This is a genomic window from Pseudomonas sp. KCJK8993 (assembly GCF_046230915.1).
Taxonomy (GTDB): domain Bacteria; phylum Pseudomonadota; class Gammaproteobacteria; order Pseudomonadales; family Pseudomonadaceae; genus Aquipseudomonas; species Aquipseudomonas piscis.
This window is the reverse complement of sequence record NZ_JBJJLO010000053.1, coordinates 1-13,919: the sequence shown is the minus strand read 5'-3', so window position 1 is coordinate 13,919 and position 13,919 is coordinate 1. Positions and strand designations below refer to the sequence as shown.

General features: G+C 65.9%; 6 protein-coding genes. 4 read left to right on the top strand and 2 right to left on the bottom strand.

Annotation, left to right across the window (positions count from 1 at the left end; genetic code table 11):
* Positions 1-29 precede the first annotated feature (29 nt).
* Positions 30-896 carry a class I SAM-dependent methyltransferase gene (locus ACK6AU_RS17665; protein WP_409300334.1) on the bottom strand — a complete coding sequence of 289 codons (867 nt, stop codon included), beginning with the start codon at positions 894-896 and terminating at the stop codon, positions 30-32.
* Positions 897-1,054: 158 nt separating this feature from the next.
* On the opposite strand from ACK6AU_RS17665, the gene fabD reads away from it, so the two are divergent.
* Positions 1,055-3,052: an ACP S-malonyltransferase gene (gene fabD, locus ACK6AU_RS17660; protein WP_409300332.1), complete on the top strand. Its 1,998-nt coding sequence runs from the start codon at positions 1,055-1,057 to the stop codon at positions 3,050-3,052.
* Between the two features lie 26 nt (positions 3,053-3,078).
* Positions 3,079-10,050, top strand: coding sequence for a beta-ketoacyl synthase N-terminal-like domain-containing protein (locus ACK6AU_RS17655; RefSeq protein WP_409300330.1), 6,972 nt, complete (start codon positions 3,079-3,081; stop codon positions 10,048-10,050).
* Positions 10,051-10,159: 109 nt separating this feature from the next.
* Here the strand turns inward: ACK6AU_RS17655 and ACK6AU_RS17650 are convergent, their stop codons facing one another.
* The gene (locus ACK6AU_RS17650; protein WP_409300328.1) at positions 10,160-11,092 is read right to left on the bottom strand and encodes an NAD-dependent epimerase/dehydratase family protein; all 933 of its coding nucleotides are present in this window, start codon (positions 11,090-11,092) and stop codon (positions 10,160-10,162) included.
* 510 nt (positions 11,093-11,602) lie between these two features.
* On the opposite strand from ACK6AU_RS17650, the gene ACK6AU_RS17645 reads away from it, so the two are divergent.
* Together ACK6AU_RS17645 and ACK6AU_RS17640 are read left to right on the top strand one after the other, a co-directional pair.
* The gene (locus ACK6AU_RS17645) at positions 11,603-11,923 is read left to right on the top strand and encodes a hypothetical protein (protein ID WP_409300326.1); all 321 of its coding nucleotides are present in this window, start codon (positions 11,603-11,605) and stop codon (positions 11,921-11,923) included.
* 163 nt (positions 11,924-12,086) lie between these two features.
* The coding region (locus ACK6AU_RS17640) for a GNAT family N-acetyltransferase (RefSeq protein ID WP_409300324.1) at positions 12,087-13,919 on the top strand (1,833 nt) is incomplete at its 3' end.

Sequence of the window (13,919 nt, the reverse complement as noted above, 5' to 3'; positions counted from 1 at the left end):
GCGGTCTCTGCACCTGTTGTCGATGGGCTTCAGGCGGCTTTTTTCAGGCGCCAGAGCTTGTACGCCAGATGGCCGTTCCTGTAGGCCTTGACGCCGCTGTCATCGAAGAAGTGGAACATGGTGTCGAATGCGTGCCAGACCTCGGGCGGCAGCGCCGTGCCTTGTTGCTTCTTCTCGTTCACCAGGCTCTTGAGCAGGTGCTTGAGGTGACCTTGCTCGCTTTCGAAGGCCCTGAGCACGCCTTCGGAAATATCGGCGTGATCGCGCACCTCGAAGCGCGCATGGCGAATCATCGCTTCGTGCTGTTCCAGCACGTTCTCGAAGAAATCGACGCCGATGCTGTCACGCTCGTTCAAGGTGCTGGGGTTGTCGCCCTTCATGGTGTCGGCGTACAGGAACCAGCCATCGTCCTTCAGTACCCGGCGCACCTGCGTGCCGAAGGTATCGAGGTCGGGATAGCAGTGCGACGACTCGATATTGATCACGACGTCGAACTGCTTGTCGGCAAACGGCAGGGCCATGGCGTCACCCTCGACGAAGGTCAGCCCCGGCAGGGCATGCACCCGGTTGCACAACTCGATATGCGCCGGGCAGAAATCCATCCCGGTGACGGACGCTGCCCCGGTGTAGCGGGCCAGGTAGGAGCAGTTGCCGCCACGCCCAGAGCCGACTTCCAAGACCTTCTTGCCGCGCAGGTCGATATTCCCCAGCAGGGTGCGAATCAGGTTCGCCGAGCATTTCTGCTCCAGGTCCCGGTCGTCGATCCAGTCGAAGTCGCTGTCCCTGGCCAGGTAGCCGTAGTTGAGGAACGTCAGGCGCTGGTCGGGGAACATCCGGGTCATCATGTCGTACCACTGGCTGATCGGCGATACGGTCACTGGTCCTTGGGTCGTCATTTCTACCTCCATGTGGGAAAGCTGCAAAGGGCTTCGCCACAGCAGCATAGAGGTGATAGCCAAGATGCCGAGGATTTTTTCTCACGGCCCCGAGCCGTTCCGGATCGGCTCCTATACTGCGAGCCGTCATTATCGCAATTCATTTCAGGATGAAATTCATGCCTTATCTTTTCCAGGGACAGAAGTCTTGCGTGGTGTTCATGTTTCCCGGCCAGGGCTGCCAGTTCTACCAGATGGGTCGCGAGCTCTATCAGAACAACCTGCGGTTCCAGCACTGGATGAACGAACTCGATAGCCTGGTGCGCGCCGAACTGGGCCAGTCGGTGGTCGCCACGATCTACCACGACAGCCATCCACGCTCCCAGGTGTTCGATGACATCCGCCTGAGCCACCCGGCGATCTTCATGGTCGAGTACGCGTTGGGCCGGACCCTGGCCGAGCAGGGCGTCAAGCCTGACCTGCTGCTGGGCGCCAGCCTCGGGGAACTGGCCGGCGCCGCGCTGGCCGAGATCATCGCGCTGCCCGAGGCGGTGCGCCTGGTGGTGCGCCAGGGGCAGTTGTTCCACCAGCAGCAAGGCGCAACGGGCACTGGCGCGATGCTGGCGATCCTGGCTCCACAGTCGCTGTTCCAGGAACTGCCGGCGTTGCACGAGCACTGCGATATCGCCGCCTACAACGCCCCCTCGGTCATGGTGGTGGCGGGTCCGGCCAGTGCGATCGCCGAGGCCGAGCGCCAGCTCAATGCCCGGGACGTGGTCTACCAACGCTTGCCGGTGAACCAGGCCTTTCACTCGCGGCATATCGACTTTCTCAAGCCCGAGGTCGACGCCCTGTTTCGCCAGGTGGCCTGGCAACCGGCACAGACCCCGGTGGTTTCCTGCCACAGCGGCCAGGTCCTGGAGCGGCTGGACGGTGACCACTACTGGCAGAGCATTCGCCAGCCGATCCGCTTTTCCCAGACCCTGGCACAGCTCGAGCAGCAAGCCGCCGAGTGCGGCGAGTCGATGATCTACCTCGACCTCGGGCCCAGCGGCACCCTGGCCAACCTGGTCAAGCAGAACCTGCGCGAGCGCTCCTTGCCGCGGACGATCGCGGTGTTGAGCCCGTTCGGCCGTGACCTGGAGAAGTTCGACGAGGCCCTGACCCTGGGCCGCGCCTTGCAGCCGTTGCCGACCGCCATCCAGCCGGACATGGCGGCGGCACCATCGGTGCAGGCACCGCTCGACATCCCGCGGCAGGCGCCAGTCCTGTCCCCGCCACCACGGCTGGTCCAGCGACCGTCGACGCCATTGCCATCCGGCCCCAAGCGTGTGTACCTGTTTCCCGGGCAGGGTTCGCAACGCCTGGGCATGGGGGCGGAGCTGTTCGAGCAGTTCCCCGACCACCTGGCGCAAGCGGACCAGATCCTCGGTTATTCGCTCAAGACCCTGTGCCTGGAAGATCCCGAGCGCCAGCTGTCCAACACCCGGTTCACCCAGCCGGCGCTCTATACCGTCAGCGCCCTGGCATTCCTGGCCAGGCAGCAGGCCGATCCGCGCAAGCCCGACTTCCTGGCCGGCCACAGCCTGGGTGAATACTGCGCCTTGTTCGCCGCCGGGGCGTTCTCCTTCGAGACCGGCCTGAAACTGGTGAAAAAACGTGGCGAGCTGATGGCGCTCGCCACCGGAGGCGGCATGGCGGCGGTCATCGGCCCGAGCCCCGATGAGGTCCAGGCGTTGTTGAACCGTCATGCCCTCGGGGCCCTGGACATCGCCAACTACAACTCACCGTCCCAAGTGGTGCTGGCCGGTCCTGTGGTGGCGCTCAGCGAAGCCAAGGAGATCTTCCAGGCGCAGGGCATCACCTTCGTCGAACTGCCGGTCAGCGCGCCTTTCCATTCCCGCTACATGGACAGTGCCATGCGCGCCTTCAGTCAATACCTGGCGACCTTCGATTACAGGCCGCTGCAGACCCCGGTCATCGCCAACGTCAACGCCGCGCCTTATCGCGATGGAGAAGTGGTGGACAACCTGTCCCGGCAGATCTGCGGCTCGGTGCGCTGGCTCGAGAGCATGCAATACCTGATGCGCCAGGGGGCGCTGGAGTTCGAGGAGCTGGGACCGGGCGAGGTTCTGACCAAGCTGGTCAAGGCCGCACGCAACACCGCCTTATCGTGATCGCACCTAGCCCAGGATGCCTTGTCATGGAACCGACGACCAATGCCACGCTGACCGACCAGCTGTTGTTCATCGCCAGTGTGCTGGCCCTGGAAAGCCGCCAGCTGATTTCCGCCAGGGGCATCAACCAGACGTTCGGCTTTGCTGAATTCACCGATGCGGCCTCGGTCAACGCCGGTCCGTTGCGAGTGATCTTCGATGCCCTCGAAGGTTGCGGCTGGTTGAGCCAGGCGAGCGATGATCAGTATTTTTTCAAGGCCCCGGCATCGGCCATCGCCTCGCTGCCCAGCCAGGCCAGCCAGCTGTTCTCCTGGCTGGCGCCAGAGCTACCGCTAGCCGCAGAGCTATCGCCGGCAGGCCCCTGGCTGGAACTGGCGGCGCTGGACTGGAACCTGCATTGCCCGGTACTCCGCCAGGGCCTGGACCAGTTGCTGGCGCTGGGGCTGCTACAGCGGTTGCAATGCAACGCAGGAATCGATGTCGACAGCGGCCGGGTCGATCCTGGACGCTTGGCGGCCGGGCCGACGGACCCCGACGAGCGCCGCCGGTTGAGTGATTTCCTGCGGGGCCAGCGCTGGATTCGCCGGGAGGAACGCCATCTGGTGCTCGCCCCCGAGCGCCGAACACTGCTGGCCGAACTATTGAGCCAACCGTTCCTGGCCTATTTCGCCAGCTTGCCCGCCATGGTCGAAGAGCTCCTGTTCGGCCAGGGGGAGCGCTGGGCACAGGCGCTGCAATGGCTCCAGCAGGCAGGCGAGCAATACGCCTGGCCGGGAGATCGATCGACGCTGGAGCTGCTGTTGGGCCCGCTTTTCGATGCCCAGCCAGTGTCTGCCCAGGCGCAGTGGGTCGTCAGCCTGGGTCGCTCCCCCGCAGGCACCCTGGACCAGCTGGAGTACTGGGTACGCCAGCATACCGCTCGGGGCCGGGCCCTGGAGCACCACCCACTGCGATGGCTGGAGCTGGACCGCGCCTTGGCCGATGAACCGCAGGCGGTGCGCCAACAACTACAAGAGGCAGGCGTACCGGGTGATGCGCGGATTCTGTGGCTGGGTATCGGCCAGCAGAACCTGCTGCCACCCCAAGCCTCGACGCCGCGCCCGCCGTCCCTGGTGCCACGGCGTCATTACCTGGACCTCGCCGGGCAGGCGGTGGATGGCGCCGCGGTGCTGGCCAGCCTTGACCGTTCGGCCGCAGGCCTGGCGATGCTGACTGGCGAGCAGTGGCTGGTACTCACTGACAGCCACTGGTGTCCGGGCGACCACTGGGCCGGCAACCTTGCCTGCCACTATCCGGTCGAGGCCGCGCACTACCTGATGGCGCTGGCCGGAGCCGGGCTGTTCGCCGAGCCGGGCATGCTCCACAAGCTCCCCCAGGGTGGCCTCGGTTGCAGCGCCACCAGCGGTTGCTACAAGCGACGCGAGTATCGTGTCCGCCATGCCGCCCCGGGGGATATGGGCGCCTTGCTGGAGCTCGAACAGGCTTGCTGGCCAGCAGGCGGGCGAGTCGATGAAGCGATCCTGCGGCGTCGCTTGCGCCAGGATCCTGCGGGGCAATTGGTCCTGGAGCTCGGCGGGCAGGTGGTGGGCGTGATCTATTCCCAGCGCCTCTTGCGCATCGAGGACTTGGCCACGGTCAACTTCGCCACCGTCGACCAGCTGTTCCACGGCAAGGGCAGCATCGTGCAGATCCAGAGCCTGAATATCTTGCCGGCGCACCAGTACAGCGGCTATGGCGACCAGTTGCTGGAGTTCATGCTGCAATACTGCACGCTGCAAAACGGCGTGGACACGGTGGTCGGCGTGACCCGTTGCAAGGACTATCCCCGCCACCGGCACCTGGCCCTGGCCGACTATATCCAGGCACGTGACGAGCGAGGAGGGCTGCTGGATCCGATATTGCGCTTCCATGAACAGCACGGTGCGCGGATCGAGAAACTGGTTGCTGGCTACCGGCCCGCCGATGCCGACAACGCCGGCCATGGCGTCCTGGTGCGCTATCACCTGGCTGGCCGCCAACGCCAGCAACCGCAACCCGTGACGCCACGGCTCGAACAACCGGGTATCACGCCCGAAGTCGCCGTGCGCCAGGCGCTCAACCATTGTCTGGGGCAGGCACCGGAGCGACCCGTATCGGCGCAGCACAGCCTGATGGAGCTGGGGCTGGATTCGGCGGACCTGCCAGGACTCGGCGAAGCGCTGGGCAGGGCTTTCGGCCTGGTCCTGGAGCCGAGCTTTTTCTTTCGCTACAACAACCTCGGGAAAATTCTCGACGCCGTGCAGGAGCGCCTGGGCGGCCCTGCATCGCCAGGGGCCGAAGTGCAGGCGGCCCACCTCGCCCCGGCGTCCCAACCGCCAGCGCTGTCCGCCACCCCAGAGGACGACTTTGCCGTGGTGGGCATCAGCGGTTCCTTTCCCGGTGGCGGACTGGAAGGTTTTTACGCCGCCATTCACAACGGCACCAGCCAGCTTCGCGAAGTACCGCCCGAACGCGGCATGGCCGGGCCTGTGGCCGGCTACATCGACGGTATCGAATATTTCGACCCCGGGTTTTTCTCTATCTCGGCGGCGGAAGCCGCGCTGATGGATCCGCAGCAGCGTCTGCTGCTGCAACATGCCTGGCTGGCCCTGGACGATGCGGCGATCAGTGCCGCGGATTTTGCCCGGCAGCCGACAGGGGTGTTCATAACCGCCGCCCCGAGCCAATACCCTGAAGTCGTCGAGGTGCCCCGTAGCAGCCCGTACCTGCTGACGTCTTCTGCGCCGTGCATGTACGCCAACCGGATTTCCTGGTTCCTCGACCTGCGTGGCCCCAGCGAATACTGCAATACCGCTTGCTCGTCGGCGCTGGTAGCCGTGCACCGGGCCATGCAGGCAATGCGCAGCGGCGAGTGCCGGCAGGCGCTGGTGGGCGCGGTGAACCTGCTGTTGTCCGCGGATGAAACCGCGGGCTACCGGCAAATGGGCTTGCTCAGCGAGCAGGCGCAGACCCGCTCGTTCCAGGCTGGGGCCGATGGTTACGTGCGCGCCGAGGGGGTCGGCGTGCTGCTGCTCAAGCCACTGGCCGACGCGCTGCGCGACGGTGATCGGATTCACCTGAAGATCAAGGGCAGCGGCGTGAGCCATGGTGGCCACGGCATGTCCCTGACCGCACCGGATCATGACGGCATGCAAGCGGCGATGGTCGCTGCCTATCGGCGCGCCGGGGTCAAGCCCCAGACCCTGGGCTACGTAGAAGCCCATGGCACCGGTTCGGCATTGGGCGATGCGATTGAGGTCGACGCGCTACAGGCGGCCTACCGAGAGCTGGGAGACGGACAAGCGGTCGTCGCGCCCTGGCATCTGAGCAGTTTGAAGCCGTTGATCGGGCACTGCGAGCTGGCTTCGGGCATGGCGGCACTGTTCAAGGTGATCGATGCGTTGCGCCAGCGGCGGTTACCGGGAATTCCTGGCTATGGCCAACCCAACCCGGCGATCAGCCTCGATCCGCAACTGTTGTCGCTCAGTGCACAGAACCGGCCATGGCCGGCCATGCGCGATGCTCGTGGGCAGGAGCTGCCTCGTCGGGCAAGCATCAACAGCTACGGTTTCGGCGGAGTCAACGCCCACTTGGTGGTGGAGGAGCCTGACGTCCAGCCGCGCCCCCCTGGCCTGGCTCATGGCCCGCAATTGATCCTGCTGTCGGCGCAGGATGGGCAACGCCTCAGGGAACAGGCCGCCTTGCTTGGGCAGGCCATCGAGCGCCAGCCGGAGCTGGACCTGGCCGACATCGCCTATACCTTGCAAGTGGGGCGCACCGCGATGGTTTGCCGCTGGGCCAGCCAGGTGCAAAGCATCAGCGTCTTGCGGCATCAGCTCGACGCCCTGGCCCGGGGGCTGGGCGATTCTCCGGTGCGGGTCGAGGAGGTGCCGCCAGGCAACCACGCCTCGCTCGACCAGGCCCTGGCGACGGCGGACCTCGGCGCCCTGGCCGCTGCCTGGTTGCAAGGGCGCAGCGTGCCTTGGCAGCAACTGCAGCGCCCACAGCCGCCACGGCGCGTCGGTCTGCCCGGCTATGCCTTCGCCCGGCAGCGCCATTGGCTGCCGCCGCGCCTGGCGGCGACCACGCGCCCCGCGGACCCTTGCCGGCAGCCGGGCCGGGACCTGCGCCAGATCCTCGCCCAGGTGCTGGGTTGCGACCCGCAGGCGCTGGCCGGGTGCGAGGCGCGCAGCCTGGCCAGCCTGGGGCTCGACTCGCTGGGGGCGGTGGGCCTCAAGGCCAGGCTCGAACAGCAGTTGCAGGTAGCGGTCCCCCTGGCCCAGCTCAGCCCGTACCTGAGCCTTGGCGAGGTCGAGGCTTACCTGGCGACGCTGGACCACGATGGCGAGCAAGGACTGCTGCCGGTGTTGCAGGCCGAGCCCGAAGCCGCCTGCCAGCCGTTTGCCCTCAACGATATCCAGCAATCGTTCTTGTCGGGGCGCATGCTCCTGGCCGAGGCCGAGCGGGTCGGTTGCCATATCTACCTGGAGTTCGACTGGCCGGAACTGGACGTCTACCGCCTGGAGCAGGCGTGGAACCGACTCCTGGCGCAGCATGACGCACTGCGTTTGAAAATGCTGGACGATGGCCGCCAGCAGGCCGGCCCGGCACTGCCATATCGCTTCAAGGTCCGCGACTTGCGCCGCAGTGCCAGCGCCGAGCGCGAACGCTCGCTGATGGCCTTGCGCGCATCGATGTCGCACCAGCTCTACCAGGTGGGCCAGGAGCGTTTGTTCACTATCGCGGTATCGCTGCTGGACCAGGGGACCAGCCGGGTCCACCTGAGCATCGACGAGTTGATCGTCGATGCCACCTCGCTCGAAGTGCTCTTGCAGCAATGGCTGCTGGTTTACCGGGAGCCCGCGGCCGTCCTGCCTGGGCAGGGTCTGACGTTCCGTGATTATCAATTGGCCCTGGACGCCTTCAAGGCATCGCCGCGCTACCAGCGGGACCTGCGGTACTGGGTTGACAAGCTGGCCCAACTGCCGGCGGGTCTGTACCTGCCCAAGGCGCCGGGGCCTGCCGGTCGTCATCGCCGTCGCCTGGTCCGAACCCTGGACCGCGAACGCTGGCGGCGCTTGAAGGAGCAGGGCGCGGCGCTGCAGGTTTCCGGCAGCGCGTTGCTGCTTGGGCTGTTCGGCCTGGTCCTGCAGCAAGCCAATGCCGGGCAGGGCTTTTCCCTGATATGCACCTGCTACGGACGGCTACCCCTGCATCCGGATATCGATAGCCTGGTGGGGCCACTGATCTCGACCCAGCTGTTTTCCTTTGCCGCGGCGCAAGGACAGGACCTGGCGCAATGGCTGCAACAAACGCAGCGCCAGTTGCTGGAGGACCTTGACCACGGCTGTGCGGGAAGCGTTGCCGCGCTGCGCGAGGCTCGGCGTGCCGAGGGCCAGGGGCCGCGATTCAACGGAGCGGAGGTGGTCTTCACCTCGATGCTCAACAATCCGGCGATCGGTGGAGCCCCGGGGTTTGCCGACGCCCAGCACTACTGCGTGACCCAGACCCCGCAGATCAACCTCGATCACCAGCTGCGCGAGCGTGCCGGGGTGCTGGAGTTCAGCTGGGATGTGGCCATCGATTGCTACCCCGAAGGAATGCTCGAGAAGTTGTGCGAGGATTACTGCCAACTGCTGGCCCGCCTGGCCGATACCGATGTCGGGTGGAAGGCATTGCCGGTGAGCGAACTGCTTGCCGTCGCGCCGTTTCAAGTGCTTCCAGCCGCAGCGTCCGGGCGCCCCTTCGCCTTGACCGATCAGCAGCAGGCCTATGCCTTCAATCGCACCTTGCACCCGGGCCAAGGCAACGCGCAGCTGTATTGCGCTCTGGCGATCGACGACCTTGACGTTGCGCGACTGGGCCGTGCCTGGCAGCAACTGGTGGCCCACCATCCGATGCTGCGTACGCGCGTCCTGGCCAATGGCACCCAGCAGGTGCTGGAGCCGGCGCCTTCGGCGCAACTGGAGCTGGAGCCGCACGGCCCGGGGGGCGACGCTCGACGCATCGCCGAACGGCTGCTGGGAAAAGTGACTGCGCTGGGCGACTGGCCCCATGCCTGGCTGCGGGTGAGCCCCCTGGACGGTGGTTGCCAGGGGGTGCACCTGGCGGTGGACTTGCTGCTTATCGACCTGCCCAGCCGCAACCTGCTGCTGCGCCAGTTGCTCCAGCTCTACCACGGCCAGCCTCTGGCGCCGTTGAACATCGATTTTGCCGGGTACGTCGTGGCGCTCGAAGGCTACAAGCGCACGCCGGCGGCAGGACCGGCCTTGGCCTACTGGCAGGAGAAGTTCCGCCACCTGCCGTCCGGGCCGCCGCTCGACGATGGCGGCGCCGGCAGTGTCGCGTACCTGGAGTACGAACACTGCCTGGCCTGCTGGCCAGCCCTGCGCACGCGTATCCACCGGGCAGGGATCTCGGCCGATGCCTTGTTGATCGCCGTCTATGCCCGAAGCATCGCCAGGCACGGTTGGCCCGCGCCATTCACCCTGGTGGCCCCGGGCTGGCAGAGACCGGCGGCGCACCCGCAGGTGGACGCCCTGGTGGGTGACTTCACCACATTGAGCTGGGTCGACTTTGACGATCGCCCGGCGACGCTGCTTGAGGAGGCCCGGCGTTGCGAGCGGATCTTCGCCGAGGATCGCCGGCATGCCTGCGTCAGTGGCTTGCAGGCCCTGCGCAAGATGGCGACGAATCGCCAGTCGGCGCGCAAGCTGGAGTTCCCGGTGGTGTTTACCCGGCTGGATCCGCAAGGTCCCCTCGGACTCCCCGAAGGGGCGACCCTGGTGAAGAGCGCCAGCCGCACCCATGGGGTGGCGCTGGACAACCTTAGCAGCGAGTTGCCGCAAGGCTTGCTGATCCATTGGGACCTGGCGCCCGGGCGCCTGGATCCTGCACGGGTGACGGCGATGTTCGCCGACTACTGTCGCCTGCTGGAGCGCCTGGCTGGCGATGACCAGGCCTGGTACGAGCCAGGTTGAGCCCGCGCTAGGCTGTTGGCGGTGCGAGCTGCGTTGGCTACCGTAATCTTCGCATGAAGAGCTGGGCCGAGCTGGCGAACCCGGGGCCGCCGCCCACTGGCAGGCACCGCTAGCGGGCGCCGTGTCGGCCCAGCACCTGCTCCAGTCCCCGGCGGTAGGTAGTGACCTGGAACTCGGGGAAGCGCTGCTTGAATTTCGACGAATCGAACAGGTTGTCGTATTCGTAGCGCGGCAGCAGTTCGCGCAGCTCGCGGACTTGGCTGGAAACCAGGCCGGCGGCCAGCAGGGTCCACTTGCCCAGAACCTTGTAGGAGGGCGCCTGGCCCAGCACTTGCGCGGCCAGGCCAACCAGTTCCTTGTAGGTCAGGCGCTGATCGTCGCAGGGCAGGTGCCAGGTCTGCCCATAGGCATCCGCGGTATTGCCGAGCAGCCCCAGGGCGCGGCTGGCGTCGGGGGTCCAGATCAGCGTGCGCCTGGTGTCGTCGCGCACCGGCACCCGCGGCGTCTTGCCCGCCTTGAGGTTATCCAGCACCAGGCTGTTGGTGATGCTCTGGGTCTTGCCGGGGCCATAGAACTCCGGCGCCCGGCCGATCAGCACCGGAATGTCGCCGCTGGCCATTTCCTGCAGCACCATGGAGGCCATGGCCGCCCGCACCTGGCCCTTGCGGCCGACGGGCTGGAAGGGGGCGTCCTCGGTGAGCAGTTGGTCGTTCTGCGGGTACATGTAGGTGTTGTCGAAATAGACGAACTTGGCATTCGCCGCGCGCGTCGCTTGGAGGGCATTTTTCAGCATCAGTGGGAATTGCTGCTCCCACAGGCGAGTGTCCGGCGGCAGGCCGGCGGTGAAATACACGATGCTGCTGCCCTTGATGGCCTTGGCGGCCTGGTCGGCATCCAGCAGGTCGGCTGGTAGCAAGGTGTCGGACGGATTGACCTTGGCCGGGTTGCGACTGACCAGCCGCAGCTCATCGGTATGGCTGCTGGACAGTTCTCGCGCCAGCTCCACGGCGATCTGCCCACTGGCTCCCAATATGGTTTGCATGCTGTGTCCTTGAGTCGTTGAAGAAGTCGCGGGCCAACCTCGTCTGGCCCATTGAGCTTAGCGAATCCGCATTCGCTTGCCGGCCCGGGGGCTTGGCCGAGGTCGACAGGCGAATCGAAAGGCCATGGTTGCGCGGCCACGGGGCAACCTTAAGTTTAAAGTTATCTTTAAGGTCAAGCGATTATCCGGCGCTGAAAACTGCCGCCGCCGCCCCCCCGGTACCCGCTGCCGTACCGGCCAGCAAAGGCCCGGAAATCCGGGGCATGGTCAGGTGCGACAAGCCGGCTGTCGGAGTTCGGGCGCCGAGCGCAGGCGCAGGTCCTGGAATGTCTGTTCATCGGATTTCGACAGTCGCAATTGGCGCTATCCAATGAGCTGACTAGGCTTTTTTCTACTTCTGGTGCCTGCCCACGCACAGGCCCCACCGCTCGAACCTGGCGTCGACCAGCGACGCTGGAACCGCGACTGCTTTGCGTGCGGGAAAGGCAATTCTTGTCAGGAGAACAAGACATGAACTCTACCAGGGACGGTGCGTATCACATCTTTGGCGTCTGCCATGAACCTGACAGCCGCTTGCTCGTCGACTACGCGGTCGACGACCCCGGCGCATGCGAACCCCGACTCCTGGATTTCATCCGTTGCTCCAGCGACCCCGCACTGGCCCGTTGGCCGGCCCGGACGCAACTGGCCAGTGGCGATGTCTTTGAAATCGAATGCGTGCAGGACGTGAATGCGGCGCAGGAGGCGGTGGAGTTCTGGCGTGCATATTTCCGCATGCTCGGCATGACCGTCTTCGAGGCCCATCACCTGGTGGACCGGACCGGCGACTGACCCGCCCGGGGAGTGCCGTGCGCTCGCGCGTCGAGCATTCCCGTTCCTGAGCACACCTCAAGACCTGCCCTGTACCGGGGCCAATGCCCTCACGTTCCTGCATGAACCCCATGCCGCCAAGGCGCTGGCCACCAGCTGCTGCGGATACCGCTGGAGGTATGTCGTGACCGATCTGCTCAATCGCCTCGCCGATGGTTGGCTAGCGCTGCCGGTGCTCGAGGCTCTTGACCAACATGGTGTACTGCGCGCCCTGGAAGGCGCGCCCGCAGGCATCAGCGCCCGCAGCCTGGCCCAGGCCTGCGCTGCCAACGAGGGCCAGTTGCGGGTGGCCTTGCGTTTGTTGCTGGAACTGGGATGCCTGGTGCAATTGGCCAACGATCACTACGGGTTGATGCCAGGGATGAGCATCCGCATCCCGGCCGACGCTGGTGCGCTGATTCGCTTGTCGCTGCCGCAGTTGCTGGGCGAGCCCACCGGCCACGAGCTGCGCTCCTGGCTCGAGCGTTCCGCTGGTGGCTGGGAAAATGCTCCCGAGCCGATGGCGACCTACCTGGACGGGGCGCTGCTGGCACCGTTGCTGATAGCGCTGGAACAGGCGGGCGGCGCGCAAGTCCTGCAAGAGCAGGGAGCTAGCACCAGAGGGTCGGCTACAGGGCTGTCCAGTGCGGTGCTGGAAGCGCTGCGCAGGCACTTCGAGCAACGTACCTGGGGATTTTGGCAAGGCCGCGTTTTTTGCCTGAACGACGCCGGCCGTGCACTGCTGAAGGGCACTGAGCGGTTACGCGCGAGCCTGGCCTGGCAACCGCTGCCGGGCCGATTGCAGGCACTGCTGTTCGGCGATGCCAGCTCGATCCAGGAACCCAGGGAGGAAGATGCAGGTTCTTGGCCGGCCGAGTATCTCGCTGCGTTCGAGGCTGCCGTCGTCGCCCGATTCGACCAACAGCCGCTCGAGCAACAACCAGGTTATCTCGTCGAGGTGGGCTGCTCCGATGGGGCGTTGCTGCGTCGCCTATACCTGGCTATCGCCAATCACAGTCGGCGTGGCCAGCAGCTCGAGCGCTCCCCGCTGCTGCTGATCGGCGTAACGGCCAACAGCACCCAGCAGGCCCGGGGGCAACAAACCCTGGAAGGCCTGCCGCACCTGTTATTGACCGGGGACATCGGCGATCCCCAGGGATTGCTCGCCAGCCTGGTCGACAACGGTATCCGCGACCCGGAGAACATCCTCTATATCCATGCCTTCCAGGAACATCGGCGGGCCTGGCAGCCGCCAGTCTCGACCCGGGGCATCGAGGACCAGCGCCATGCGCGCCCAAGTAGTGTTCATGTGGATCGAAATGGCGCCTGCATCGAGCCGGCGGCAGCCTTGCAGGGCCTGGTCGAACACCTGGCCCGCTGGCAGGAACTCACCACGCACCACGGCCTGATACTGCTGGCCGCCCATTGCCTGCACCCTGACAGCGCCCGGCAGCATGCCCGGCGCAGCGGGGCGGTGCATCTGGACGCCAGCCACGGTTTTGCCGGGCACCAGCTGTTCGAGGCGCCGGTATTCCTGATGGCCGCGGCGCAAGCCGGCTTGTTTCCGGATCGGGCCGTCGCCCAGGGCTTGCCCCGTGGCGAGCCGTTCACCCAAGCCAGCCTGAATCGGCTGTTGCCACGGCGTTACCGCATCCGCCACCCACTACCCAGGGACTTGCCACGGCTGCGAGAACTGGAGCTGGCCTGCTGGCCCAGCGGGCTAGGGGCTACCGAAGCGGTGTTGCAGCGCCGGTTGGCGCTCTACCCCCAGGGCCAGTTGGTGCTCGAGTACCAGGGTCAGCTAGTGGCGGCGATTTATTCCCAGCGCTTGGCGGCGGTCGACCAGCTACGCCACAGCGATTGCTTCCAGGTCGAGGACTTGCATGATCCGGCCGGTCCCGTCGCGCAGCTGCTGGGCATTTGCGTGCATCCGGAACACCAGGGCGAGGGGCTCGCCGATGAGCTGATCGATTTCACA